Below are 24,225 nucleotides of genomic sequence, written 5' to 3' on the forward strand. Positions count from 1 at the left end.
GGGAGTCGTCACTCAGGGCGTGGGCGCCGGCGGTCTGGTGAGCCGGAGCCGTTGGTCCAGGTGTGTGTCTATCCACCCCAGCAGTCGCTGCACCTCGGCCCAGTCCCGGGCCGAGCGGGCCCGGGACAGCAGCGCGGTCGCCTGCGCCAGGGCATGGTCCAGGCCCGCCACCGGGTGCGCCGGCGTCACCTGGGGGATCCCGTAGCGCACGGCCGGCTCCGGTTCCCTCCGCGCCGTTCGTGACCGGAATCGCCAGAGCTTCCCTGCGTGCATGTTCCACTACCCCCTGCCGGACGGTGTCGGCCCCTGCCGGACGGATTCGGCTTCGGCTTCGCCGAGGCCCCCAAGGCCCCTGCCCGCCGCGAACGGCGTGACACATCCGACGGTACGTCACCCGGAGCGGCGTCAGCGCCGCCGCAGCAGTCCCCGGACGAAGGCTGCCTGGCCCACGTGCTGCAGATCGTCGGAGACGATGCTGACCAGCCGGACCGCCAGGGTGACCGGCGGACGGTACGAGGGGTCCACCACCCGGTCCAGGTCGCCCTCGGACAGGCCCTTGAGGAAGCCCAGGGTCTGCTCGTGGACCGCGCGGTGGTACTGCTGCAGCAGGCTCGCCGACACGCCCTGGAACGTGCCCACCTCCGCGCTGGACTGGCCGTAGCCGATGGCCTTCGGCGGGTAGGGGAGGCCGAAGCGCTGCTGCCAGCCGTCGGCGATCCAGACCTGCTCCAGACCGGCCGCCGCGGCGATGTGGTCGTCCTGGACCCGGGTCAGGTGCCAGACCAGCCAGCCGATCGAGTTGGCGTCCGGGCCGACCCGCGCGACCAGGTCGTCTCCGCTGAGGTCCTGGAGCACGTCGCCCACCAGCCCGCTGATCCGGTCGAAGGCGTCGGTGAGCACATCGGTGCTTGTCACAGCCATGATCGAGTGGTCCTCTCGAAGCGACGGCCGGTCGCGCCCTCGGGGCGTGCGCGGGGCGGACCGGGGGCAGATACAGAGCAGACACAGACTACGTCGGACCAGTACATCGGACGCGGCGGCACCGAGAGTTCGGAGAGGAAGTCCAGTGATCGAGGTCGGGGACATCCGAGAGTGGCGCACCCATGACGTGGTCGACGCGACAGGGCACCGCATCGGCTCGCTGGAGGCGGTCTATGTCGACACCCGTACGGACCAGCCGGCCATGGCGACGGTGCTGATCGGGCTGCCGTCCCGGCGCCGGCTGGTCTTCGTCCCGCTGGCCGAGGCCGTGGTGGGCCCCGAGTACGTCAGGGTCCCCTACACCAAGAGCCTGGTGAAGAGCGCGCCCTCGATGGGGACCGACGACGTCCTGGCCGCCGAGGACGAGAAGGCGATCTTCGACCACTACGAACTCACCTACCAGCCCGGCACGGACGGCGAGCGGCAGCTCGCCCGCGGCTGAGGAGGCACGCGGACATGGCATTCTTCCTGTTGGTCGTGATCATCGCGATCGTGCTGGGCATCATCGGCTTCGCCGTGAAGGGGCTGCTCTACCTGCTGGTCATCGGCTGCCTGCTGCTGGCCGCCGACCTGGTCTGGGGCGCGATGCGCTGGGCACGGCACCACCGTCGGCCGGCGCGGTAACGGCTGGTCCGTCACATTCGAAAGCCGACCCACCGGCTTGCCAGGGCGACCTCATTCGCCCTGGCATTCGTCTGTTTTGCGGTCGGCAGTGCGAAATTTGCATCTCTGCGCCGAACCCCCCTGTGTGGACGCCGGGGGATGGGACGGCGATGGGAGCCGACCGCCCCTTTCCGGATGGTAAAGGGTGTCCATGACAATGGTCAATCCGATGCGAGTCTGGCCCTCTGTGCAATAACGGATGAGTAACGCTAACCAAAAAGACGTTATCTCCATCCGCATGAGCCGCCAGCATCGGTCCTGCGCCCGATCTGCATCGTTGTGCGGACCGGAATACAGCTCGAACGCCTGGGGGGCGGGGGTACGGCCGAATTGTTTCCTGGGTATTTCGCCTATGTGCATCGCTGTTACGCCCCTAGGTGGCGAGTGAAGGTCATGTAATTACTGCGAAATGAAGCCTTTACGTAGGGCTGCATCTCAGGCACGGCCAGAACGGCTCCGTGTTACGGAGCTGTTTCTCAGGACGTCGTTTTTACAAGCCATAGAGGGGGTTCAAGATGAACACGCTGTCGATCGTCATTCCCGCACTCAACGAAGCACCCAACCTGCCGCCGGTCATGGCGGCCATCCCCGTGGCCGAACTCGCGGCCGAGGGCTGGGAGGCCGAGGTCATCATCGTCGACAACGGGTCGACCGACGGCACCGGAGACGTCGCCCGCTCGCTCGGCGCCCGGGTGGTCCAGCAGCCCGAGCGCGGCTACGGCAACGCCTACCACGCGGGGTTCGCGGCGGCGACCGGCGACGTGATCGCCACCGGTGACGCCGACTGCACGTACCCCTTCGACGCGCTGCCGCAGCTGTTGAGAACCCTGGTTGCCAGCAACGTCGAGTTCATGACGACGAACCGCCTCTCCCGCAGCAACAAGGCGATGAAGCCCTCGCATTCGCTCGCCAACCACATCCTCAGCGCGGTCAGCCGTACGCTGTTCCGCAACGGGCTGCGTGACTCGCAGTCAGGCATGTGGATCTTCCAGCGCCATGTCTGGGAGCGCCTCGACGTCCGCTCGACCGGCATGGCCTTCTCGCAGGAGATCAAGAACGCGGCGACGACGGCGGGCTACCGATACCTGGAGGCACCGATCGAGTACCGCAAGCGCGGCGGGGAGGTGAAGTTGAACGCGGTGTCCGACGGGATACGGAACCTTCGCCAGCTCTTCGAGCACCGCCTCCGGCCGACGAGACCTGTGGTGCCGTCCATCGTCGTCGGCTTCGCCGAGGGGGTCGGTCCGTTGCAGGCCGAGGAGATCGGCGCCGTATGAGCCCGATGCTCGACGACGACCTCGGGACGAACACGGAGCAGCCGTCGGGGCCGACCGACAACGTGCCACCGCGCCTCCGGCGCGGCGGGCACAGCCGTGCGTCGGTCGGTGTCCGGATGATCGCGGTGCTGCTGACCGCGGTGGTCGTCGCGATTGCCGCGTGGTCGACACCGGCCGTGCGGCAGCAGTTGCGCGCGTCGTTCACGCGGCTGCCGAGCCCTTACACCGAGCTGTACTTCACCCGTGCGCCGAGCATCGAGCACGCCCTCGCGGTGGTTCCGGTCTCGCTCGTCGACCACGGCACCGGCACCGGGACGTACTCGGTCAAGGTGTGGCTGGAGGGTTCCGACGGTCGCGTCACAGCGTCGACCACCACCACGCTGGTCCCGCAGCCCGACGTGCCGGTGTCGACCGTCGTGCGCCTCGCGCCGCCCCGGGGGGCCTTCGTCGTCCACGTCGAACTGCTCGGCCACACCCAGAAGCTGCACTTCCGCCTCGGGAGTTCGTCGCTCCCCACGAGCAAGGGCACACCATGACCGCCACACCGACTCCGGCAGCTCCCGACGGGCGTCCGCGCACCGTCGTCACGACGAGTTGGGACGACGGGCACCGGCTCGACCCCCGCCTTGCCGCGCTGCTCGACAAGTACGGCATCGCCGGAACGTTCTACATCGCGCCACGCAACCTTGAGCTGGACCCCGCGGACCGCCTCCCCTCCAGCGGGATCCGCGAGCTGGCCGAGCGCTTCGAGATCGGCGGCCACACACTGACCCACCAGCGGCTGCCGTTGCTGTCCGACGCGGAGGCCCGTGAGGAGATGCGCGCCGGCAAGGCGGAGCTCGAAGAGATCGTCGGAACGGAGGTGACCAGCTTCTGCTACCCCCGCGGCGAGTACACGCCGACCCATGTCGGACTCGCCGGTGAGGTCGGCTTCACGCTCGCGCGCACGGTCCGACGCAGCACGCTCGTCCCCGGGGCGCCGCTGGAGACGGACACGACGGTCAATGCCTACGCCCACCGGGTGGACGGACCGCTCGCCCTGCGCCTGGCGCGGCTGCGGCCGTGGGCCGCCGCCAAGCTGTTTCTGCGCTGGGACGAACTCGCGTTCAGGTGGTTCGAGTTGTGCCTCAAGAACGGCGGGGTGTTCCATCTCTGGGGTCACAGCTGGGAGGTTGACGCGAGGCGCGACTGGTACCGGCTGGAGCGGGTCCTCGACCATGTCTCAGGCCGGCCCGACGTCGCCTACGTCCCCAACCGCGACCTCCTCGACCTGGCGGTCCGATGAGCACGATCCTGCAGATCACGCCGTACTACCCGCCGCATCTCGGGGGACTGGAGCGCGTCGTGGAGAGTCTGGCGGCCGGGCTCGGCGACCGCCACGACGTCCGGGTCGTCACGACGACCATCGGCTCGGGCACGGAACCGCGGTGCTCGCGAGCCGATGGGGTGACCGTCCGGCGGCACCGCGCGGTGGAGCTCGCGCACACACCGCTCGCCCCCGGGCTGCTGATGTCGCTGCTGCGGTCACCGCGGACCTCGGTGCTGCACCTGCACTGTGCGCACGCCCTGCTGCCCGAGCTCGTCGCCCTCGCGGCACGGGCCCGGGGGCAGCGCTTCGTGCTGCACTTCCATCTCGACGTCGACGCCTCCGGCCGGCTCGGCTGGCTGCTGCCGTCCTACAAGAAGCACGTCTTCGGGCGCGTGCTGCGGGATGCCGCCGCAGTCGTCGTGCTGACCGAGGCTCAGGCCGTCTTCGTGCAGGAGACGTACGGCGTCCGCGCCGACCGCACCTTCATCGTGCCCAACGGGGTCGGTCCCGCCTACTTCATGCCGGTACGGGAGGTGACGGACCGTCCGCTGCGCCTGCTCTACGTCGGACGGCTCAGCCCGCAGAAGAACGTCGGACGGCTCCTGGAGGCGATGGGACTGGTGCGCCAACCCGTCCACCTGACCATCGTCGGCGACGGCGAGCAACGAGCGCTGTTGCAGGCGCGGGCGGCCCAGCTCGGCCTCACCGGGGTCACCTTCGCCGGACAGCGTCTCGGTCCGGATCTCGTCCGTGCGTATGCCGAGGCCGACGCGTTCGTGCTGCCGTCGGAGAAGGAGGGCATGCCGCTGGTCGCTCTGGAGGCGATGGCGGCCGCCCTCCCGATCGTGGCGACGGACGTACCGGGCAACACCGAACTGCTCGGCGATGTCGGGCTGCTCGCCGCGCCCGATCCCGCCGCGCTCGCGGCCGCGATCGACGCGGTCGCCGGCGATCCCGAACTGCGCCTGCGCCTGGGGCGGCGTAGCGCTGAGGCCGCACGTGCCTACTCCTGGGACGCGGTCGTCCGTCGGGTCGAGGACGTCTACGCCGAGGCTCTCGCATGACCGCCCGCAGCCGGCTGGAGAGCCGTCGCGCGGTCCTCGGCGCCGTTGTGCTCGCCGGTGTGATCGAGTTGCTGCCCGGGGTCCCCGCCGCACTGGTTGCGCTCGCCGGCCTCTGGCTCCTCGTCGGTGCGCCGACGGTGTTGTGGTTCGGAGCCGCTTCCCGCGCGGTGTCCACGCGGGACGGGTGCGTGCTGCTCGCCGTCGGTCTGGGCATCATCACCGACATCGTCGTCGCGCTGGTCGTGAACACCGTCCTGCCGCTCGCCGGGGTGGCCCACCCGCTCGCCCGGGGGCCGCTCCTGGGCGCCTCGGTACTGGCCCTTCTGGTTCTCGCCCTTGTGGCTCCCCTGCCGTCTCGCTCGTCCGAAAGCCTGCCCGGTCCCGCGCGGTGGCGCGCTGATGCCTTCTTCTCCGCTGCCTTCCTCTCCGCGCCCCCGGGCCTGGTCGCGGTGTCGGCCTCCGGTGCTGTCACGCTCGCTCTGTCGGTCGCGGGCGCGATCCGGCTGAACAACCAACTGGGCTCGGCCGTCGGCGTCGTGGCTCTCGTCAGCAACGCGGCACTGCTCGCGCTCCTGGTGGCGCGTCGCCGCCACTACCCGACGGCCGTGCTGGAACTCGGCCTGTTCTGCGCGGCAGCGGCGCTGCTGCTGCTCACCTCGCTGCGTGGTTGGTACATCACCGGGCACGACATCCAACGGGAGTACGAGGTCTTCCAGTTGACGGCCACGGCCGACCACTGGTCCATCGCGGCCTTCCAGGACCCGTACAACGCCTGCCTGAGCATCACCCTGCTGCCGACGTCGCTGGCCCGGCTCACCGGCATCCCCGGCACGTACGTCTTCAAGGTGCTGCTCCCGCTGTTCTTCGCACTCGCCCCGGTGCTCGTCTACCGCTCGGTGCGCAATGTGGCGCCCCAGTTGGTGGCGCTGCTGTCGGCGGTCTACTTCATGGCGTTCCCGACCTTCTTCACCGACATGACCTTCCTGGGACGCCAGGAGATCGCCTTCGTCCTGCTCGGTTGCACGATGGTCGTCATCACCGACACCGCCCGCCCGCTGAGAAGCCGTCAGGTCATGGTCACGGTCCTGCTCGCCGGCATCGTGCTCTCGCACTACTCGACCACCTACGTCGTCATGGCGGTCCTCGGGCTGGCGTTCTGCACAGATCTCGGCTGGCGGCTGCTCCGACGGCAGGCTTCGCTGATGCCCCGGCGCAGGGCCCGGTCCCGCGCGGCGGGGAGCGGAGAACGCCCGGCGGTGCGGGGTTTCGTGACCTGGTGGATGCTGGCGGCGACGGCGGCTGCGGCCGTCCTCTGGACCGGCCCCGTCACCCATACGACCGGTCAGTTGCACAGCACCCTCTCCAAGACGGTGCAGGGACTTCTGGGCGGACAGTCGGTGAGCGGGTCGTCCGACACGTCGTACAGCCTGTTCGGCGGGACGGCGGTCAGTCCGGCGCAGCGGTTGAGCGAGTACCGCGCCGATACCGTGAGCCAGACCACGACAGCACGGGCGGCCGGTGGCTATGCGTCGCTGAACGTCATCGACGCCTATGCCACGCCGGTCGTGCAGCAGCAGGACCTTCCGCTCACGCTGATCGGCCGTACGCTGCAGCGGCACGGCATCGATGTGACGGCGGCCAACGGCTTCGTCCGCCAGACCGCCGCGCGACTGCTGCAGCTGCTGCTGCTGCTCGGCGTCGCCACGACGGTCCTGGGCCGGCGCCGGGCGTTCCGGCCGTCACGTGACCAGGTGACACTGACCGTCGGGATGCTGGTCGTCATCGGACTGCTCACGGTCCTGCCGCAGCTCTCGGTCGACTACGGCGTGCTGCGGGCGTTCCAGCAGGGACTGTTCGTCTTCGCCCCGTTCGTCGTGGCCGGGTCGATGTGGGTGTGCCGGTGGGCCGGGCGACTCGCGGCGCCGGTCGCGTGCTCGCTGGCGCTGGCGTTCTTCCTCGACCTCACCGGTGCGGTCCCGCAGGTGCTCGGGGGTTACCCGGCGCAGCTGAATCTCGACAACTCCGGGCAGTACTACGACATCTACTACGTCCACCCCGAGGAGCGCACGGCGATCGCGTGGCTGGACAGCCGTACGTCGGCCGACGAGCTCGCGAACGTCCACTCGGAGGTCCAGACCGACCGCTACACCTTCGGCCGGCTGCAGACACTGATCCGCGGACGCGCGCAGGACGACATCTACCCGACGCTGGTCGGGGCGCGCTCGTACGTCTTCCTCGGCACGACGACGGTGCAGAAGGGCGAGGCGACCACCTTCTACCAGGGCGACCTGGTGACCTATCGCTATCCTGTCGCATTCCTGGATGCGACCAAGAACGAGCTCTACAGCAGTGAGGGAGCGGAGATCTACCGATGAGGACACCGCCAGAGCGTCCCCTGCGCGTGCTGCTCGTCTGTCACTACTACCCACCGCACGTGGGTGGGATCGAGAACGTCGTGCGGCACGAGGCCCTCCACCTCGCGCGCCGGGGCGCCGAGGTCACGGTGCTGACCAGCGGGTCGCGTAGCGGGACGGACGACGGGTCGGACGCGCCCGGTGTGCGCGTCGTCCGCGTCGCGGCGTGGAACGGCGCGGAGGAGCGTGCGAGCGTTCCCTTTCCCGTCCTGTCGCCGCGGCTGCTGTTCGCCGCACTGCGCTGGGCGCGCTGGGCGGACGTCGTGCATGTGCACGACTGCCTGTACATGACGTCATGGGCCGCCGGACTCGCCGGCGCGGCCACCCGCACGCCGCACGTCCTCACGCAGCACATCGCCCTGGTGGAGCATCCGTCCGCGCTGGTTCGCGGGGTGCAGCGGGCCGTCTACGCCGTGGCGGGGCGCGGGCTCCTGCGTCGCGCCGGCCGGGTCCTGGTGCTCAACAGCGCGGTGGCGGCCTTCGCGGTCGAGCAGGGCGCGCGCCCGGAGACCGTGTGCCACTTCGCGAACGGGGTGGACACCGAGCTGTTCCACCCCGCGGGTTCCGGCGCGGACCGCGATCGCGCGCGGGAGCGCTTCGCGCTGCCGAAGGACCGCGTCCTCGTCCTCTTCGTCGGCAGACTGGTGCCGAAGAAGGGCTACGACCTGCTCCTCGCGGCGGCTGAGTCCGCAGCCGGAACCGCGGCCGGCCCCGGGTTCGACGTCGTGTTCGTCGGGGACGGCCACGAGGGCCGCGCCGAGGAGGACCGCCCCGGCGTGCACCACCTGGGCGCGCTGCCGCCCGACGCGCTGGCCGAGGTGTACCGCGCCTGCGATGTGTTCGCGCTGCCGTCCACGGCCGAGGGCTTTCCGCTGACCGTCCAGGAAGCCATGGCGTCGGGGCTTCCCGTCGTCACCACCGACGACCCCGGCTACGCCCCGTACGAGCTGGACCGGGACCACGTCACGCTGCTGCCGCGGGACGTCGAGGCAGTGCGCGGGGCACTGACGGCACTCGCCGGAGACCTGCGGGCACGTGGACGCGCGGGCGACTACTCGCGGCGGTACGCCGTCGCGGGCTTCGCCTGGGAGGAGCACGCGAACGCTCTGCTCCGGCTCTACGGCGATGTCCTGGGTGGGGTCCCGCAGACAACCCCGGCAGGACCGGGCGACCGGGAGCGTACCCCGGCGGAGGCGAGGTGAGGGGGCTTCGCCGGTCGGCGCTCGAAGTGGCGCTGGTCCATGGCCTGCTCGGCTGGCTGTACGTCGCGGCCGTGGCGGTCTTCCGGTTGCAGGACCTCGCCCTGTCGATCGCCTCGCCGCTGCCGCTGCGCCGTGACACCTTCGGAGCCTGCTGCTTCCTGGTGTCCGCGCTGGCGTCGTTCGCACTGCAGCTCGGCACCGGCACGATGTGGGTGCGCCGGGAACGCCGTCGCGGTCCGGTCGACGCGGCGCTGCGGACGATCGTCGTCTACACCCTGCTGGTGTGGGCGTATCTCTGCGCCAACTCGATCACGCACCCGGTGACCACCGCGCGGCAGCTGACCCACTTCACCGACTTTCCGACCGAGGGCACGACAGCGGTCTGGTGCTTCGCGGCGTCCGCCGCCGCCCTGCTCGCGCTGCGAACCCGTGCGGCGACGGCCGGCCGGGCGACCGGAGCGCTGCCTCATGGGTAGCGGTATCAGGGGGGTGCGGCGTGCCCGGGGCGTCGAGCGCGTCCCCCGCAGCTCGGCGGGCGTCCACCACGCCCGGCCCCAGGACCAGGTGGTACGCAACTCGTTCTTCCTGATGTCGTCGACGGCGACGATGGCTGCCCTGGGTTTCCTCTTCTGGGTCGTGGTCGCCCGGTTCTACACGCCTGCGCAGGTGGGCGTGGCGACATCGCTGATCTCCGCCACGTCCCTGATCGCGTACCTCAGCCTCTTCGGGCTCAACAGCACACTCATCCGCTTCCCTGCGGCTCCGGGTGCCCGCAACGCGCAGATCACGCAGGCGATCGGCCTGGTCGCCGTGGCCGCTTGCGCCGTCGGGTCGCTCTACCTCCTCGGCCTGCCGTGGTACGGGCAGAAGCTGCTGTTCGTCCGGGACGACCCGCTGACATCGGTGGCGTTCGTCGGGATCTGCGTGTTCGCGGCTCTCAACCTGCTGACCGACGCCGTCTTCGTCGGCGAACGCGTGCCGCAGTACAACGTGCTCGTCGACGGATTCATCCAGGGACTGACCAAGCTGGCGCTGCCGCTCGCCCTGCTGGATCTGGGGGCGTTCGGCATCCTCGGAGCGACCGGGGGCGGCTACGTCGTGGCGGTGCTCGCGTCGTTGTTCTTCATGTGGCGCAAGCTCGGCTTCCGCTTCGACTTCCGTCCTCGTCGCACTCCGCTGGTCGAGCAGATGGGCTACTCCGCCGCGAGCCATGTCTCCAGCATCCTCAACCTCGCACCGATCATGGCGATCCCGATGGTCGTGCTGCAGCGGCTCGGAGCGGACGCGGCCGGCTACTACTTCATCGCGTTCCAGATGGCGAACCTGCTCAACTCGGTCTCGTATGCCATCGGGGAGGCGGTGTTCGCCGAGGTGTCGTACGACGAGTCACGTTTCGGGGAGCTGCTGCGACGGTCGGCAGCGGTCGTCGCAGCGGTCCAGGCACCCGCCGCGGCAGTGATGGCGGCCGGCAGCGGTCTCCTGCTGCAACTGTTCGGGGGCAGTTACGGGGTCCGAGCGCAACCGCTGCTCGTGGTGCTGTCCCTCGGTGCGCTCGCCGTCGCGCTGAACACCTGGGCGAGCTTCGCGCTCAAGCTGGCCCGACGGATGACGCATCTCATCGTCAGCAACGTCGTCTACGCCGTGGTCACCATCGGCCTCGCCGTCCTGTGGGCGTCCCGCGGACTCGTCTGGATGGGCTGGGCCTGGGACATCGGCAACCTCGCGTCCGGTGCCTACGCCGCCCTGGCGCTGTTCGGCGGGCGCGCCGCAACCCCGTCCACGGGCCGACTGCCCGAGCCCGAGCCCGTTCTGATGGAGGAGGACCACCGATGAAAGTTGTCGTCATCAACGCCTATGTACGGGAGAACGCCGGTGACGCAGCGCTGCTCTCGGTCTGCCTGCGCCAGATCCGCGATGCGTTCCCGGACGCCCAGGTGCAGATCGCGGGGATGGAGGACGCCGCCACCCACCCCTCGTTCGAGACCGCCGAGAACATCGGGTCGATCCGCCGCTATGTCTCCGCGTCCGCGATCTCCAGGCTGCAGCGAATATCGCGCAGACTCGTGGCGCTCGCTTTCGCCACGGCGCACCTGTTGCTGCCGCAGTTCCTGTCCCGTGCGTTGCGGCCGGTCCTGCCCGCCGAGGTACGGCGCGAGACCGACGCCGTGTCCGCAGCGGACCTGGTCGTGTCGATGGGCGGTGGCTACCTCAACGCGCGGCCCGGTCTCGACGGTTACCAGAACGTCTTCTTCGTTCTGCTCCCGGCCCTGATGGCGCTGCGGCGCGACGTCCCCGTCGTGTTCGCGCCGCAGTCGTACGGACCGTTCCCGGCCGCCCCGCAGCGGCGCCTGGTCGCCCATGTGCTGCGTCGCGCTGCGCTCGTCCTGGTCCGGGAGGACGTCAGCGCCGACATCCTTGAGGAGTGCGGTGTGCCTGCCGCACAGATCCGTCGTGGGGTCGACTCCGGTTTCGCCTTCGCCCCCGCGAAGACCCCGGAATGGCGCGCCCGTCTCGGCGTCGACGCCACAACGCGCCTGGTGGGCGTCACCGCGCGGCGCTGGCTCGCTCCTGCCGCCCAGGAGCGCTACGAGCGCGCTGTCGCCGCGACGATCGACTCGATCCAGGCGAACGGGGCCCGCGTCGTGCTCATTCCGCAGGTGAGCACGGACTATCTCGGCGACGACGACCGCGTCGTCGGGGGCCGCATCGCCGGCTACTGCACCACCCCGCCGCTGTGGATCGACGAACGCGTCGACTACCGCGATCTGAAGAGCCTCTACGGTGAGTGCGCCCTGCTGATCGGCACCCGCTTCCACTCGGTGATCTTCTCGCTCACCAGTGGTGTCCCCTGCGTCGCGATCGAGTACGAGCACAAGACCCGCGGCATCATGCGCGACCTCGGCCTGGAGGAGTGGGTCCTGCCCATCGCCGACGTGACGTACCAGCGCCTCTGGTCGCTGGTGGAGCAACTCGAAGCAGACCGTGAGGACTACGCCGCCGCGCTCCGTCAGCGGCTGCCGGAGTACATCACGCAGGCGGAGCAACTGTCGGAGCTGCTCGGTGAGTTGCTGCCGAAGCAGGTACCGGACCGGGCCGGGGTGGCGTCATGACCGCCACGGTTCTGCTGGCCACGCCGTACTTCCCCCCCGACCTCGGTGGCGTGCAGCAGTACGTCTGGCACCTCGCGCGACTGCTGCAGTCGCGGCACGGCTACCGGGTCGTGATTGCGACGACCGCCGCGAGGGGGGCCGAAACCGGGCGGTTCGACGGCCCCGACGGCATGCCGGTGTACCGAATCGCGGCGCCCGTGAAGACCTCCAACACACCGCTCGGCCTGCACTGGCGCCGCCGCCTCCGCAGGATCATCGGCGACGAGCGGGTCGACCTCGTCAACGCGCACGCGCCGGTGCCGCTCTTCGCCGACGCGGCCGCGCGCGCCTGCGGGGAACTGCCGTTCGTGCTCACCTACCACACCGGCCGGATGCGCAAGGGACGGATGCTGCCGGACCTGGTGTGCGCGGCGTACGAGCGAACCCTGCTGGCCGGGACCGCGCGTCGGGCGCGCGCGATCGTGTGCTCGTCGGACTACGTCGCCGCCGACCTGCCCGACCTCTTCGCGGGACGCTCGACGACGATCTCACCCGGCGTCGACCTCGACCGCTTCACGGTGAGTCCGGTTCCGGTCGAGCCGCGCATCGTCTTCGCCGGGTCACTGGAGCGCAGCGCTTCCTACAAGGGGCTGTCCGACCTGCTTCGATCGGTCGCGGTGCTCAGGCGGACGGTTCCGGACGTGCACCTTGAGGTGGTGGGCTCGGGGTCGGCCGCCGCCGACCACGAGGCGCTCGCAGCCAGACTCGGGCTCACCCGCCAGGTGACCTTCACCGGTCGGCTGGAGGGTGACGAGCTGGCCGCGGCGTATCGGCGCGCACGCGTCCTGGCCCTGCCGACGTACTACGACAGCTTCCCCAGCGTGCTGGTCGAGGCGATGGCCTGCGGGCGCCCGGTCGTCACGACCCGGGTCGGCGGAATCCCGTCGCTGGTCGAGGACGGCGGCAACGGCCTGCTGGTCGCACCGGGGGACAGCACGGCCTTCACCGAGGCACTCGGCTCGGTGCTCGGTGACGACGCGCTCGCGCGGCGCCTCGGCGAGGCCGGCCGCAGACGCGTGGCCGCCGATCTGTCCTGGGAGCGCCAGTCCGACCGCACCGCAGAGATCTTCGACCGTGCCATGGACGGCGGTGACCGCCGGATACGCACGGTCGCCCTCGTCGCGCCCTACTATCCGCCGAAGGTCGGTGGAGTCGAGAACTACGTCGCCCGCGTCGCCCACGCCGTCGCCGACGATCCCACGCTGCGCGCCGTCGTCCTCACGACGAACACGGCGGGGCGGCGGACCTCGGTCGGAGACGACTGCGGCGTGCCGGTCGTCCGGCTCGGAACCTGGGCGCGTCTGTCGAATACGCCGGTCAGCCCGCTGTGGCCGTTTCAGCTGCGGCGGTGGCTGCGTCGTTTCGACGTCGACCTCGTCAACGCCCACGCACCGGTGCCCGGCCTGGGGGATCTGGCGATCGCCGTGGCCGGGCGGCGTCCGACCGTGCTCACCTACCACGCCGGTTCGATGGTCAAGGGGAGCAAGGGGAGCAGGAACGCCGACCGGCTGATCGCCGCCTACGAGCGGCATGCCCTGCCGAGGGTGTTCTCGCGTGCCCGCGCGCTGGTCGCCGTCTCGCCGGTCTCGCTCGCCTTCGGCCGCGCCGGCGCGGTGCAGATCACGCCGGGCGTCGACATCAACCGGTTCACTCCCGGTGCGCCGGCCTCGACGCGTCCGAGGACTCTCGTCTATGTCGGGCGCATGGACCGCTCGTCGGCGTGGAAGGGCGTCGACGTCCTGCTCCGGGCGTTCGCGTCCCTGGCCGATCTGCCCGACGCACGGCTGCGACTCGTGGGGGGCGGGGACGCGGTCACTGATCATGCCGCACTCGCCGAGCAGCTCGGCATCGCCGCCCGCGTGGTGTTCACCGGCGAACTCACCGGGGACGCGCTCGTCGCCGAGTTGCAGACCGCGGCCGTGCTGGTGCTGCCCTCGCGTACGGAGGCGGAGTCCTTCGGCATGGCACTCGCCGAGGCGATGGCCTGCGGAACGCCCGTGGTCGGCTCCGACGTGGGCGGCATCCCGCATGTCATCACGCATGACGTCACCGGTCTGCTCGTCCCGCCCGATGACGCCGACGCGTTGTCCGGGGCCTGCCGCCGACTGCTCCAGGACGCCGATCTGGCCGACCGCCTGGGAGCGGCCGGCCACAAGGAGGCGGTCGAGTGCTACGCCTGGCCGGCGCTGACCGACCGTTACCTCCGGCTGTTCCGGTCGCTGCTCCGCTGAGCGTCCGTCAGCCGCCGAGCGCGGCAACGGCGCCGCGCAGGGCGCCGAAGGCGGGCTTGGCGCTTCCGTCGGCGCGGCGCAGGCCGTAGAAGTTCTCGTTCGACGACGGGTCCGTTCCCAGATCGCGGTCGGAGTACCAGAAGAGTGCGCCCACGCCCGGGTCGGCAGCCGCCGTCCGCACCGCGTCCGCCGCGATCGCGGCCTGCCGGGCCTCGGTCACATGCGTCGTCGTCGGCCCGATCGTCGAGGGCCGCCCGTCGGACGGTTCGCCGGGGCCGCCGGTCGGCGCCCCGGTCTCGGTGACCCACACCGGCAGATCGGGGGTGCCGTTCGCCGACAGCACGCTGCGCAAGCTGGTCCGGGTACGGTCGATCCTCTCCCATGCGGTTCCCCACGACGTCGCGGCGCCGGCGAGGTACGGGTAGGTGTACGGGTGGTAACCGACGGCGTCGACGAGCCGGTTCCCACCGAGCGCCGACACGGCAGCCAGGAATTCCGTCTGCGAGATCGCCCCGCCGCCGGTACGCGTCGCAGCGAGGCCGCCGAGGATCACGTACGCCGACGGATCCGCACTCCGAAGCGCCCGGCTCGTCGCCCGCAGCAGCGTCGTGTACGCAGCCGGGTCGGGCGCGGGCTGCCAGAAGCCGCTGAGGTTGGGCTCGTTCCAGACCTCCCAGGTGTGAACACCGCGCGGCGCGTACCGCTGTGCCGCAGCGGCGGCGAACGCGGCGAACGCTGCCGGGTCGGCGGGCCGGCACTTGTCGCTCGTGCAGCCCGGGGACCGTGCCCATGTCGGCGTGTAGGCGAGCACCGGCAGGACGGAGAGGTCACGTGCGGCGGCGGCGTCGACGACCCGGTCGAACAGCTGCCAGTCGTACCTGTTCGGTGCGTCACTCTGGATGTCGTCCCACGACAGGTCCGCCCGCACCCACCGAGCGCCCACCGCGACCGCGTCATCGAGCGATGCGGCCAGATCCGCATGGGACATCCGAACGAGGGTGTCGCCGTAGGCGATGCCCAGGCGCAGGGACGGCGAGGGCGGTCGTGTGGAGGCCGGTGTCGTCGAGGGCGGGGACAGCAGCACCAAGGCAGCACACGCCACCAGTGCCAGCAGGAGGGTCAACCGACGTAGCCGGCTGGGGCTGGTGGCCAGGTGAGTTCCTTGAGTGGATGTTCTGTTGCGCGCCCTACCCTACTCGTCGGATTCACCGGTCCCAGGGCACGAAGGCGTGGATCTCCTTGCCGCCCTGGCGGGGGACCACCCGGACCTCCCGGGCGAGGCGCTGGACGGTGGGCCAGCCGAAGCCGCCGGTGCCGGCTCTCAGGTCGGGCGGGCGGGCCCGGGGCGCGGCGGGGCTGCTGTCACGCACCGTTATCCGTACCTCGCCGGGCAGATGGGCCAGGCTGACGGTCAGCGCGCCGGGGGCGTGGCGCACCGCGTTGGTGACGAGTTCCGAGACCACGATCAGGATGTCCCCGGGAGCGCCCCGGCGGCTCGGACGGCAGGTCCGGGCCAGGGCGGTGAGGAAGCCGGCGACGGCCTCCCTGGCCCTCGCCGCCGTCCCGCTGCCGCCGTCCAGGTCGAGGCGCAGCTGTGGCGCGTCCACGCCCCCGGTCAGCAGATGGAACTCCACCGTGTGTCCTTCCGCGTGCCGTGCGTGCGCGGTCCGGGAAGTCTCCTCCCCGCAGCGGGCGGTCCCAATCCGGTCCCATCGCGCGACCGGGTCAGGCCACCGCGTGCGGCCGCTTCGACGGCGCTGCGGCCTTGGCGATGGCCCGCTCCAGTTGGGCGCGGGTCATCTTCGAGCGCCCCGGCACCGCGAGCCCGGTGGCCCGCTGGTAGAGCTCGGCCTTGCTCAGCGCGCCCAGGTCGTCCTCCGTGCCGGCCCTGGAGCCTGCCTTGGGCTTGGTCGTGGTGGACTTCGACCGTCGGGGCGGCGTGGCGCCGGACCGGTCCAGGCTGCGCCGCAGCGCCTCCATCAGGTCGATGACATTGGTGGCCTCGGGGGCGGCCTCGGCGGTGACGATCTCCTGGCCGGCGCGTTTGGCGTCGATCAGCTCGCGCACCCGGTCCTCGTAGTCGTCGCGGTAGTCCGTCGGGCTCCACTCCACACTCATGGCCTCGATCAACTGCTTTGCGGCGCTCAGCTGTTCGGCCGAGACCCGGGTGCGCACCGGCGGGCTGGGCAGTTCCTCGGCCGGGTCGCGGACCTCGTCGGCCCAGTGCAGGGTGTGCAGTTCGAGCACGTCGCCGGTGGCGCGGATGGCGGTGAGGTACTGCCTGCCGCGCATCACCATGGTCGCGACGGCCGCCCGGCCGGACTCCTCCAGGGCCTCCACCAGCAGCGAGTAGACCTGGGTGAACTCCTCCCCGCGCGGCGCCAGGAAGTAGCCGGAGACGAAGTAGACCGGGTCGACGGCCGCCAGGTCGACAAAGCCGGAGACCTCGATCAGCCGCGAGCGTCCCGGGGCGATCTCGTCCAGCTCGCTGGGCTCGATGACCACGTACTGGTCGTCGCCGAGGTCGTAGCCCTTGACGATCTCGGTGAAGGCGACCTCGTCGCCGGTGCGCTCGTTGGTGCGCCGGATCCTGACCCGGTCGGCGGTGCCGCGCTGGATCTGGCGGAACCGCGTGGTGTGGTCCTCCGTCGCCGAGAACATCGACACCGGGACGGTGACCAGGCCGAATGTCAGCGCCCCGGTCCAGGTCGCTCGCGCCATCGCTCTGCTCCTCAGGTCCTCGTGGGTCGGTCTTCGCGGGTCTGTTCCTTTGCATCCCTCATACGCCGGTTGTCGAGATGCCGCACGCGGACGCCGGCGTCCCTGGCGCGGCCCGCGGCTCTGCGGGCGTCGCGGTCGGTGGTCTCCACCCGGGCCAGCAGTGTGCGTTCCTCCTCCGCTGCCGTGCGCTCGTCCGCGCGGGCCTGGTCCAGGCGGGCCGAGAGCTGCTCCGCGGTGCCGCGGGCGCGCTGGTGACGGGTGGAGGCGCGGTCCAGCGCGCGGCGGGCCGAGGCGGCAGCCGTGGCCGCTGCGGCGGCCTGCCGTTCGGCCTCCTTGAGGTTCTGGCGGGCCCGGGCCAGCACATCCGGATCGGTGCCGGTGTTGGTGCCGGCCTTGAGGCCGCCGTGCGGCGGTGCGAGGTCCGCAGTGGTGTGCACGGTCAGCGGCTTGGTCAGCCGGCCGGCCGCGAAGGCCTCGGCGGCCTGTCGGTCGGCCAGCACGGTGGTGAGGGTCTGCTCCAGATCCGCCAGCGGGCCCTCGCCGACCGGGAGTCCGGCCCGTACGGCCGCCGCTTTGGCCTGCTGGACCAGCGCGCCGACCACGGCGCGGCGACCGGCGGTGAGTTCGCGCAGCCGCTCGCCCGCGAGCCCGTCCTGGGCGGCCCGCAGATCGGCGCCGAGTTCCAGCAGCGCCTGTGACTCGGTGCGGTGCTCGCGTACCAGCAGATTCGCCAGCCAGGCACCGAGGGTGGGACGGCGCAGGCTGCGGATCCGCTCGGCCGCAGCGGCGTCGGCCTGCGCCGCGGCGGTGTCGCGGGCCGCGGTGAACTGCGGCGGGGGCAGGGCGTAGAGCTGGTCGGCGACCTCGTCGAAGTCCACGCCGGTACCTCCTTCAGCCCATCGCCGCCGCATTGCCGCCTCATGGTCGTCTGACCATTTTGTCCCTTTATGACGGAATCGGTTGAACGAGCCGGGAGCCGGGGATACGCCCGGCATGGAACCGAGGGAAGCCCTGGAACGGATCGCGTTCCTGCTGGAGCGCGAGCAGGCGCCCACCTACCCGGTGCAGGCGTTCCGTCACGCGGCCCAGCTGGTGTCCGGGATGTCGCAGCTGGAGGTACTGCAGCGGGCGGTGAGCGGGCGGCTCACCGAGCTGGAGGGCATCGGCCCGACGACCGCCAGGGTCATCGCCGAGGCCGCCGCAGGACGCACCCCGGACTATCTCGCCGACCTGGAGCAGCGCGCCTCGGCGGCGCTCACCGAAGGCGGCCTGGAACTGCGGGCCGCGCTGCGCGGGGACTGCCATCTGCACTCCGACTGGTCGGACGGCGGCAGCCCGATCGAGGCGATGGTCCGGGCGGCGCGCGGACTCGGACACAGCTGGGCGGTGCTCACCGACCACTCGCCCCGCCTGCGGATCGCCCGAGGGCTCAGCGCGGAACGGCTGCGGGAGCAGCTGGACATCGTTGCCCAGCTCAACGAGAGGACGCAGCTCAACAGCAGGGCGGCCCCGTTCCGGCTGCTGACCGGTATCGAGTGCGACATCCTCACCGGCGGGGCGCTGGACCAGGAGGACGACCTGCTGGAGCGGCTGGACGTGGTGGTCGCCTCGGTCCACTCCGAGCTGCGGATGGGCCGCGAGGCGATGACCCGACGGCTGATCAGGGCCGTGTCGGACCCCCGGGTGGACATCCTGGGCCACTGCACCGGCCGGCTGGTGGGCGCCAGAAGCCGGCCCGAATCGGACTTCGACGCCGAGGCGGTCTTCGCGGCCTGCGCCGAACGGGGGACGGCGGTTGAGATCAACTGCCGCCCCGACCGGCTGGACCCGCCCCGACGACTGCTGCGGCAGGCCCTCGACGCCGGAGTGCTCTTCGCGATCGACAGCGACGCGCACGCCCCGGGCCAGCTGGACTGGCAGATCTACGGCTGCGCCCGCGCCGAGGAGGCCGGCGTCCCGGCCGAACGGGTCGTCACCAGCTGGACCGCCCACGAGCTGCTCACCTGGACCCGCACCCGGCGCGTGCCGGCCCGGACCAGGGGGGCGTGATGCCGACGGAACGCACGGTGGTGCAGGTGGACGGCCGCAGGCTGTCTCTGTCCCACCTGGAGAAGCCGCTCTACCCCGCGAGCGGCTTCACCAAGGCGGCCGTGCTGAGCTACTACGAGCAGGTGGCGCCGGTGATGCTGCCGCACCTCCAGGGGCGTCCGGCCAGTTTTGTGCGCTGTCCCGGCGGCGTGGAGGGGGAGCGGTTCTGGGCCAAACGGGTGCCGCCGGGGGCTCCGGGCTGGATCTCCGAGCTGGAGGTCGAACTCCGCACCGGCCCGGCCCGCCAGGTGGTGGTCGCCGACCTGGCCACGCTGATCTGGGCGGCCAACCTGGACACCATCGAGTTCCATGTGCCGCAGTGGCGGGACGCCCCGGAGCTGCACGACCGGCTGATCGTCGACCTCGACCCCGGCGAGGGCGCCGACATGCTGCACTGCTGCGCCGCCGCCCTGGCGGTGCGGACCGTCCTCGCCGAGGACGGACTGGGCACCTGGGCCAAGACCTCCGGGTCCAAGGGGCTGCACCTGACGGTCCCGCTGATCCCCGCGCCCGCCGTTGCGGTGAACGCCTACGCCAAGCGGCTGGCCCAGCGGCTGAAGGCCGCGTACCCGCAGCTGATCGTCAGTCGGATGGGCAAGGATTTGCGGCGGGACCGGGTGCTGCTGGACTGGTCCCAGAACGCCTCCGCGAAGACCACCGTCGCCGCCTACTCGCTGCGGGCCTTCGCCGAGCCGACCGTGTCGACGCCGGTGAGCTGGGAGGAGATCGCGGACTGCGGCGACCCCGAGGAGCTGTCGTTCACGGCGGACGAGGTCCCGGACCGGCTCGGGCGGCTCGGCGACCTCCAGGCGCCGCTGCTGGACCCCTCGGCGGCCCGGCGGCTGCCCGGATGAGCGCGGCGGCGGCACGGGCGGGGGCAGCGGCGGCGGCCTGGGTCGCGCCGATGCTGGCCGGTGAGGGGCCGGTCCCCGCGGACACCGGCGGCTGGGCCGCCGAGGTGAAGTGGGACGGCATGCGCGTCATCGTCAGTGTCGACGCACGGGGTACGGTCCGGGCCTACGCCCGGTCCGGCGCCGACGCCACCGCGCGCTACCCCGAACTCCAGTCGCTCGGCTGCCTCGCGGCCGTGGGTCCGCTGGTTCTCGACGGCGAGGTGGTGGCCCTGGACCGGGCCACCGGAACCCCGTCCTTCGGACGGCTGCAGCAGCGGATGACGCTGAGTCAGCAGGACCGGATCGACGCCGCCCGGCTGCGGACCCCGGTGACGCTGATGGCCTTCGACGTACTGCGGCATCGCGGTGCGGCGGTGACCGGCCGCAGCTACCTGGAGCGGCGCCGTCTGCTGGACCGGCTGGACCTGCCGGCGGACGGGTCGGTCACCGCGCCGCCCGCGTGGATCGGCGACGTACGGTCCGGCATCGAGTGGACCCGGGAGCGGGGGATGGAGGGCGTCATCCTGAAGCGCCTGGCATCGGTCTACCAGCCCGGCCGGCGGTCCCAGGACTGGATCAAGGTGAAGTTCCGGCCCACGGCGGACGTGGTGATCGGCGGCTGGCTGGCCGACGAGCGCGGCGAACCGCGCTCCCTGCTGGTCGGCGCACCGGAGCGGGACGGCCTGCGCTACCTCGGCTCCGTCGGCTCCGGACTCTCCGCCGCCCAGCGCCGGCTGCTGCTGCCGCTGCTCACCGAGGCGGCGGCCGAGCAGTCGCCCTTCACAGCGGGTTTGGACCTGCCCCGGATGGCCCTCCCTCCGGCAGACGTCCACTGGGTCCGGCCGCTGCTCCGGGGCGAGGTGCAGTACACCGAGGTCACCGATGGCGGCAGCCTGCGGCAGCCGGCCTGGAAGGGACTGCGCGGACTCGCGGGCGAATAGGGTGATGATCGCGGACAGGCAGGGCAGCGGGGCGAGGTCGAGGAGAGCGGTCGATGGCTGGTGTGACGGTGCTGCGGGCGGCGGAGCGGGAGGCTTCGCCGTGGAAGAACGGCGGCGGGGTCACTCGGGAGGTGGCGGCGCATCCGGAGGGCTCGGGGGTGGGCGGCTTCCACTGGCGGGTCAGCCTGGCCGATGTCGCGCAGGGCGGGCCGTTCTCGGTGTTCCCCGGGGTGGACCGGGTGATCACCGTGGTCCGCGGCGCCGGCATGGTGCTGACCGTCGACGGCGTCGAGCACCGGATCGACGAGCGCTACCGTCCGTTCGCCTTCCCCGGTGACGCCGGAACGGACTGCCGTCTGCTCGAAGGCCCGCTGCTGGACTTCAATGTGATGACCCGTCGGGACCGGACCTCGGCGCGGGTGGAGATCGTGGCCGGGCCTGGGCGGACCGCGTTGAGCGGGCCGGACACCCTCGCCGTCGTCCTCGACGGCACGGCGCGGCTGGAGGGGGAGGGCGCCGAGCTCGGAGCGCTGGACGCGGTCCGCCTCACGGGCGCGGCCGCGCACGTCCTGGACGTGCGCGGCACGGCGGCGGTGCTGGTCTTCGCGCCGGTCAGCGACCCAGCAGCCCGATGACGATCGCGGTCCACCAGGCGGCCTGGGAGACCGCTCCGGAGACCAGGCCGCGCAGGGCGAGGCGGCGCGGGACGTCCCCGGCGGTGGCCGTCGCGGGCAGGGCCGTCAGCAGTCGGCGCAGATCCCGCGCGTAGACGCCGTTGAGGCCGACCAACAGCACCGCGAACAGACTCAGCACGGTCCACGGGGAGCCGAAGTGGGGGCGCAGGAACACGCCCGACACCGCCAGCGCGGCGAAACCGGACCAGATCCACGCCTCGGCGGCCCCGGCGAAACGGATCGCACCGGCCAGTCCGGAACTCCGGCGGAGCAGGACGCGCAGCGCGACCGCGTCGACGGCCAGCACGGCGCCGAATCCGACGGCCAGGCCGGCCAGATGGATGCCGAGCGCCAGCTGACGGACGGCCGCGGTCGGCTCCACCCGGTGGGCCAGGACGACCGCGGCGCACCATCCGACGCTCACCAGGCCGGCCTGGACGAGGGAGTCGGCGAGCCGCTCCGCGCTGCTGCGGAGCGGCTGCTGGATCGGGGTCGCGGTGGTCGCCATAGGGCCCATCATAAGGGCAGCCTTGCCTTAGTTATCGGCGGCCCCTGGTGTCTGGTGTCGCCCCCCGGCCTCGACCCCGGTGTCGACCCCGGTGTCGAACCGGCGTCACTTCGGCAGCGCGGCCCCGACCGAGTCGGCCAGCGGGGTGGTGGGGCGGCCGATCAGGCGGGACAGGTCGCCGGTGGAGACCGCCAGCTCGCCGCGGGAGATGCCGGCGTCCACGTCGACCAGGGTCTCCGCGAGCGGCGCGGGCAGGCCCGCGTCGAGCAGCAGCTGCAGGTGCTGCTCCGGGGTCAGCTCCCGGTAGACGACCGGGCGGCCGGACTGCGCCGCCACCTCGGCGGCGTACTCGGCGAAGCTCCAGGCGGTGTCGCCGCTCAGCTCATAGGCCCGGTTCTCGTGGCCCTCGGTGGTGAGGACGGCCACGGCGGCCGCCGCGAAGTCCGCGCGGGTGGCGGAGGCGACCCGGCCCTCGCCGGCGCTGGCGAGCACGGCGCCGTGCTCCAGCGCCTGGGCGAGGTTGCCGGTGTAGTTCTCGGTGTACCAGCCGTTGCGCAGCAGGACGAAGGGCAGGCCCGAGGCGCGGATGGCGGCCTCGGTGGCCTGGTGCTCCCCGGCCAGCCGGAAGGTGGCCAGGTCGCCGCCGAGCACGCTGGTGTAGGCGAGCAGGGCGACCCCGGCCTTCACGGCGGCGTCGACCACGGCCTGGTGCTGCTCGATCCGCTGCCCGATCTCGCTGCCGGAGATCAGCAGCACCTTGTCGCCCGCGGCGAAGGCCCCGTCGAGCGTCTCTGGCCGGGAGTAGTCGGCCGTCCGCACCTCGACCCCGCGGGCGGCGAGGTCGGCTGCCTTCTCGGGGGAGCGGACCAGGACCGCGACCTGGTCGGCCGGGACCTGCTCCAGCAGCCCTTCGACGACGAGGCGGCCGAGCAGCCCGGTGGCTCCGGTGACGACGATCATGATTGCTCCCAAGGATGAGGTGGTGGGGTGGTGTGTGGTGATCCGTTCGAAAACGACCCTAGGCTGCAAGCTAACCTTTTGAAAGTACCCACTTTGAAGTAAGGTACTGCTATGTCGGTAAGCAGCAAGGAAGACACGCTCTCGAAACTCTTCGACGAGCGGGGCGCGGACGTCTACAGCCGGATGTGTCCGTCGCGCGAAGTGCTGGAGCATGTCACCAGCCGCTGGGGCGTGCTGGTGCTGGCGGCCCTCAGCGAGCGCACCTACCGCTTCAGCGAGCTGCGCCGCCGGGTCGACGGGGTCAGCGAGAAGATGCTGGCGCAGACCCTGCAGACGCTGGAGCGGGACGGCTTCGTGCTGCGCCGGGCGTTCCCGGTGATCCCGCCGCATGTGGAGTACAGCCTGACCGCGCTCGGAGCCGAGGCCGCCGAGCTGGTGGTCCAGCTGGCCGCGTGGGCCCAGCACCGGGTGCCGGACGTCCTGGCCGCCCGGGAGGCTGCGGCCGGCGGGCAGGTCTCGTAGCGGTCAGTCGACCGGCGCGGCTTCCTGGAGCAGCCCGTGGACGAAGCGGGCCCGGCGACGGATCGTCCCGCCCTTTCCATCGGGGACGGCGAACTGGCTGGTCCAGCGGCTGGGCGCGTCCTCGGGCAGATGCCGGACCTCGGGGAACAGCCGCTCCAGATCGGCGACCACATACTCCCAGGGCGCGAGCTCGCCGCTCGCCGGCGCCGGCGGCGGTGCCTCGCCGGGGGAGCGGACCAGCCACTCCTGCCAGACGCCGCCGTCGGGACCGGCGACCGCCTCGAAGCGCAGCCCGGGCCACAGCGGCAGGGGCCAGTGGTGCAGCCGGCAGATGAGGTCGCCGGTCTGCTGCTCGTGGACCGACAGCTGCGGCCCGAGCACCGCGACCAGCCGGGCCACCCCGCGCGGTGCGCCCTTCGCCCGGACGAAGCGCTGCCAGGCGGCGTTGACCTGGCGCATCTCGCCGACCGACACGCCCAGCCCGCTGCGGGCCCGCTCCACCAGCACCGGCTGGAAGTCGGCCATCCGCCGCAGCAGCACCAACTGGAACTCCAGCACTCCGAACGCCTGCGTCACCGCACCAGGATCGCATGCGCTGCGCAGTCGGCCGATCGCTCGGCCCCCGGCC

26 protein-coding genes are annotated in these 24,225 nt (G+C 71.6%); 17 read left to right on the forward strand and 9 right to left on the reverse strand.

The window, feature by feature from the left end; translation table 11 throughout:
- Nucleotides 1–12: 12 nt before the first annotated feature.
- Nucleotides 13–210 carry a hypothetical protein gene (locus ABH941_RS25855; protein WP_370131892.1) on the reverse strand — a complete coding sequence of 66 codons (198 nt, stop codon included), beginning with the start codon at nt 208–210 and terminating at the stop codon, nt 13–15.
- Nucleotides 211–405: 195 nt separating this feature from the next.
- Nucleotides 406–915, reverse strand: a complete 510-nt coding sequence (locus ABH941_RS25860; protein ID WP_370132060.1) for a DinB family protein — start codon at nt 913–915, stop codon at nt 406–408.
- A gap of 151 nt (nt 916–1,066) precedes the next feature.
- On the opposite strand from ABH941_RS25860, the gene ABH941_RS25865 reads away from it, so the two are divergent.
- From ABH941_RS25865 to ABH941_RS25920, 12 genes are all read left to right on the forward strand, one after another.
- Nucleotides 1,067–1,423 carry a PRC-barrel domain-containing protein gene (locus tag ABH941_RS25865; protein WP_134008791.1) on the forward strand — a complete coding sequence of 119 codons (357 nt, stop codon included), beginning with the start codon at nt 1,067–1,069 and terminating at the stop codon, nt 1,421–1,423.
- Nucleotides 1,424–1,437: 14 nt separating this feature from the next.
- Nucleotides 1,438–1,605, forward strand: coding sequence for a hypothetical protein (locus ABH941_RS25870; protein WP_370131893.1), 168 nt, complete (start codon nt 1,438–1,440; stop codon nt 1,603–1,605).
- Nucleotides 1,606–2,159: 554 nt separating this feature from the next.
- Nucleotides 2,160–2,921, forward strand: coding sequence for a glycosyltransferase family 2 protein (locus tag ABH941_RS25875; protein WP_370131894.1), 762 nt, complete (start codon nt 2,160–2,162; stop codon nt 2,919–2,921).
- Nucleotides 2,918–3,457: a hypothetical protein gene (locus tag ABH941_RS25880; protein ID WP_370131895.1), complete on the forward strand. Its 540-nt coding sequence runs from the start codon at nt 2,918–2,920 to the stop codon at nt 3,455–3,457. Before ABH941_RS25875 ends, ABH941_RS25880 begins: the two co-directional genes overlap by 4 nt.
- Nucleotides 3,454–4,206: a polysaccharide deacetylase family protein gene (locus tag ABH941_RS25885; RefSeq protein ID WP_370131896.1), complete on the forward strand. Its 753-nt coding sequence runs from the start codon at nt 3,454–3,456 to the stop codon at nt 4,204–4,206. Before ABH941_RS25880 ends, ABH941_RS25885 begins: the two co-directional genes overlap by 4 nt.
- Complete coding sequence (locus ABH941_RS25890) at nt 4,203–5,294, forward strand: glycosyltransferase family 4 protein (protein ID WP_370131898.1); 1,092 nt, start codon at nt 4,203–4,205, stop codon at nt 5,292–5,294. Before ABH941_RS25885 ends, ABH941_RS25890 begins: the two co-directional genes overlap by 4 nt.
- Nucleotides 5,291–7,669: a DUF2206 domain-containing protein gene (locus ABH941_RS25895; protein ID WP_370131899.1), complete on the forward strand. Its 2,379-nt coding sequence runs from the start codon at nt 5,291–5,293 to the stop codon at nt 7,667–7,669. The genes ABH941_RS25890 and ABH941_RS25895 overlap by 4 nt, the downstream gene beginning before the upstream one ends.
- The gene (locus ABH941_RS25900) at nt 7,666–8,910 is read left to right on the forward strand and encodes a glycosyltransferase family 4 protein (protein WP_370131900.1); all 1,245 of its coding nucleotides are present in this window, start codon (nt 7,666–7,668) and stop codon (nt 8,908–8,910) included. Before ABH941_RS25895 ends, ABH941_RS25900 begins: the two co-directional genes overlap by 4 nt.
- Nucleotides 8,907–9,386 (forward strand): hypothetical protein, encoded by a 480-nt coding sequence (locus tag ABH941_RS25905; protein ID WP_370131901.1) that lies wholly within the window; start codon nt 8,907–8,909, stop codon nt 9,384–9,386. Before ABH941_RS25900 ends, ABH941_RS25905 begins: the two co-directional genes overlap by 4 nt.
- Nucleotides 9,379–10,743, forward strand: coding sequence for a lipopolysaccharide biosynthesis protein (locus ABH941_RS25910; RefSeq protein WP_370131902.1), 1,365 nt, complete (start codon nt 9,379–9,381; stop codon nt 10,741–10,743). The genes ABH941_RS25905 and ABH941_RS25910 overlap by 8 nt, the downstream gene beginning before the upstream one ends.
- Entirely contained in the window at nt 10,740–12,020 is a 1,281-nt protein-coding gene (locus ABH941_RS25915; protein ID WP_370131904.1) for a polysaccharide pyruvyl transferase family protein, read from the forward strand. The genes ABH941_RS25910 and ABH941_RS25915 overlap by 4 nt, the downstream gene beginning before the upstream one ends.
- Nucleotides 12,017–14,290 (forward strand): glycosyltransferase family 4 protein, encoded by a 2,274-nt coding sequence (locus tag ABH941_RS25920; protein WP_370131905.1) that lies wholly within the window; start codon nt 12,017–12,019, stop codon nt 14,288–14,290. The genes ABH941_RS25915 and ABH941_RS25920 overlap by 4 nt, the downstream gene beginning before the upstream one ends.
- Nucleotides 14,291–14,297: 7 nt before the next feature.
- On the opposite strand, the gene ABH941_RS25925 is transcribed toward ABH941_RS25920, so the two are convergent.
- The 4 genes from ABH941_RS25925 to ABH941_RS25940 all read right to left on the reverse strand — a co-directional run bounded on the left by ABH941_RS25925 (nt 14,298) and on the right by ABH941_RS25940 (nt 17,889).
- A complete protein-coding gene (locus ABH941_RS25925; protein WP_370131906.1) occupies nt 14,298–15,413 on the reverse strand; it encodes a cellulase family glycosylhydrolase in 1,116 nt (371 codons plus the stop codon).
- An 82-nt stretch (nt 15,414–15,495) separates the two neighbouring features.
- The gene (locus tag ABH941_RS25930; protein ID WP_370131907.1) at nt 15,496–15,924 is read right to left on the reverse strand and encodes an ATP-binding protein; all 429 of its coding nucleotides are present in this window, start codon (nt 15,922–15,924) and stop codon (nt 15,496–15,498) included.
- Nucleotides 15,925–16,015: 91 nt separating this feature from the next.
- A complete protein-coding gene (locus tag ABH941_RS25935; protein ID WP_370131908.1) occupies nt 16,016–17,011 on the reverse strand; it encodes a Ku protein in 996 nt (331 codons plus the stop codon).
- An 11-nt stretch (nt 17,012–17,022) separates the two neighbouring features.
- The gene (locus ABH941_RS25940) at nt 17,023–17,889 is read right to left on the reverse strand and encodes a hypothetical protein (protein WP_370131909.1); all 867 of its coding nucleotides are present in this window, start codon (nt 17,887–17,889) and stop codon (nt 17,023–17,025) included.
- A 115-nt stretch (nt 17,890–18,004) separates the two neighbouring features.
- Between ABH941_RS25940 and ABH941_RS25945 the strand changes: the two genes are divergently transcribed.
- The 4 genes from ABH941_RS25945 to ABH941_RS25960 are packed head-to-tail and all read left to right on the forward strand — an operon-like array spanning nt 18,005 to nt 21,568.
- Nucleotides 18,005–19,060, forward strand: coding sequence for a PHP domain-containing protein (locus ABH941_RS25945; protein WP_370131910.1), 1,056 nt, complete (start codon nt 18,005–18,007; stop codon nt 19,058–19,060).
- Nucleotides 19,060–19,953: a non-homologous end-joining DNA ligase gene (ligD, locus tag ABH941_RS25950; RefSeq protein WP_370131911.1), complete on the forward strand. Its 894-nt coding sequence runs from the start codon at nt 19,060–19,062 to the stop codon at nt 19,951–19,953. The genes ABH941_RS25945 and ligD overlap by 1 nt, the downstream gene beginning before the upstream one ends.
- Nucleotides 19,950–20,933, forward strand: a complete 984-nt coding sequence (locus ABH941_RS25955; protein ID WP_370131912.1) for an ATP-dependent DNA ligase — start codon at nt 19,950–19,952, stop codon at nt 20,931–20,933. Before ligD ends, ABH941_RS25955 begins: the two co-directional genes overlap by 4 nt.
- Before the next feature lie 53 nt (nt 20,934–20,986).
- Nucleotides 20,987–21,568: a HutD family protein gene (locus ABH941_RS25960; RefSeq protein ID WP_370131913.1), complete on the forward strand. Its 582-nt coding sequence runs from the start codon at nt 20,987–20,989 to the stop codon at nt 21,566–21,568.
- On the opposite strand, the gene ABH941_RS25965 is transcribed toward ABH941_RS25960, so the two are convergent.
- Nucleotides 21,546–22,115, reverse strand: coding sequence for a hypothetical protein (locus tag ABH941_RS25965; protein ID WP_370131914.1), 570 nt, complete (start codon nt 22,113–22,115; stop codon nt 21,546–21,548). The genes ABH941_RS25960 and ABH941_RS25965 overlap by 23 nt on opposite strands.
- Before the next feature lie 105 nt (nt 22,116–22,220).
- Nucleotides 22,221–23,078, reverse strand: a complete 858-nt coding sequence (locus ABH941_RS25970) for an SDR family oxidoreductase (RefSeq protein WP_370132061.1) — start codon at nt 23,076–23,078, stop codon at nt 22,221–22,223.
- Nucleotides 23,079–23,186: 108 nt separating this feature from the next.
- Between ABH941_RS25970 and ABH941_RS25975 the strand changes: the two genes are divergently transcribed.
- Nucleotides 23,187–23,597, forward strand: a complete 411-nt coding sequence (locus ABH941_RS25975) for a winged helix-turn-helix transcriptional regulator (protein ID WP_370131915.1) — start codon at nt 23,187–23,189, stop codon at nt 23,595–23,597.
- 3 nt (nt 23,598–23,600) lie between these two features.
- Here ABH941_RS25975 and ABH941_RS25980 read toward each other — a convergent pair whose 3' ends face one another.
- Complete coding sequence (locus tag ABH941_RS25980; protein ID WP_370131917.1) at nt 23,601–24,173, reverse strand: hypothetical protein; 573 nt, start codon at nt 24,171–24,173, stop codon at nt 23,601–23,603.
- Nucleotides 24,174–24,225: the final 52 nt, after the last annotated feature.

Origin of the sequence: Streptacidiphilus sp. EB103A, from assembly GCF_041261405.1 — a bacterium.
Classification (GTDB): Bacteria; Actinomycetota; Actinomycetes; order Streptomycetales; family Streptomycetaceae; genus Streptacidiphilus.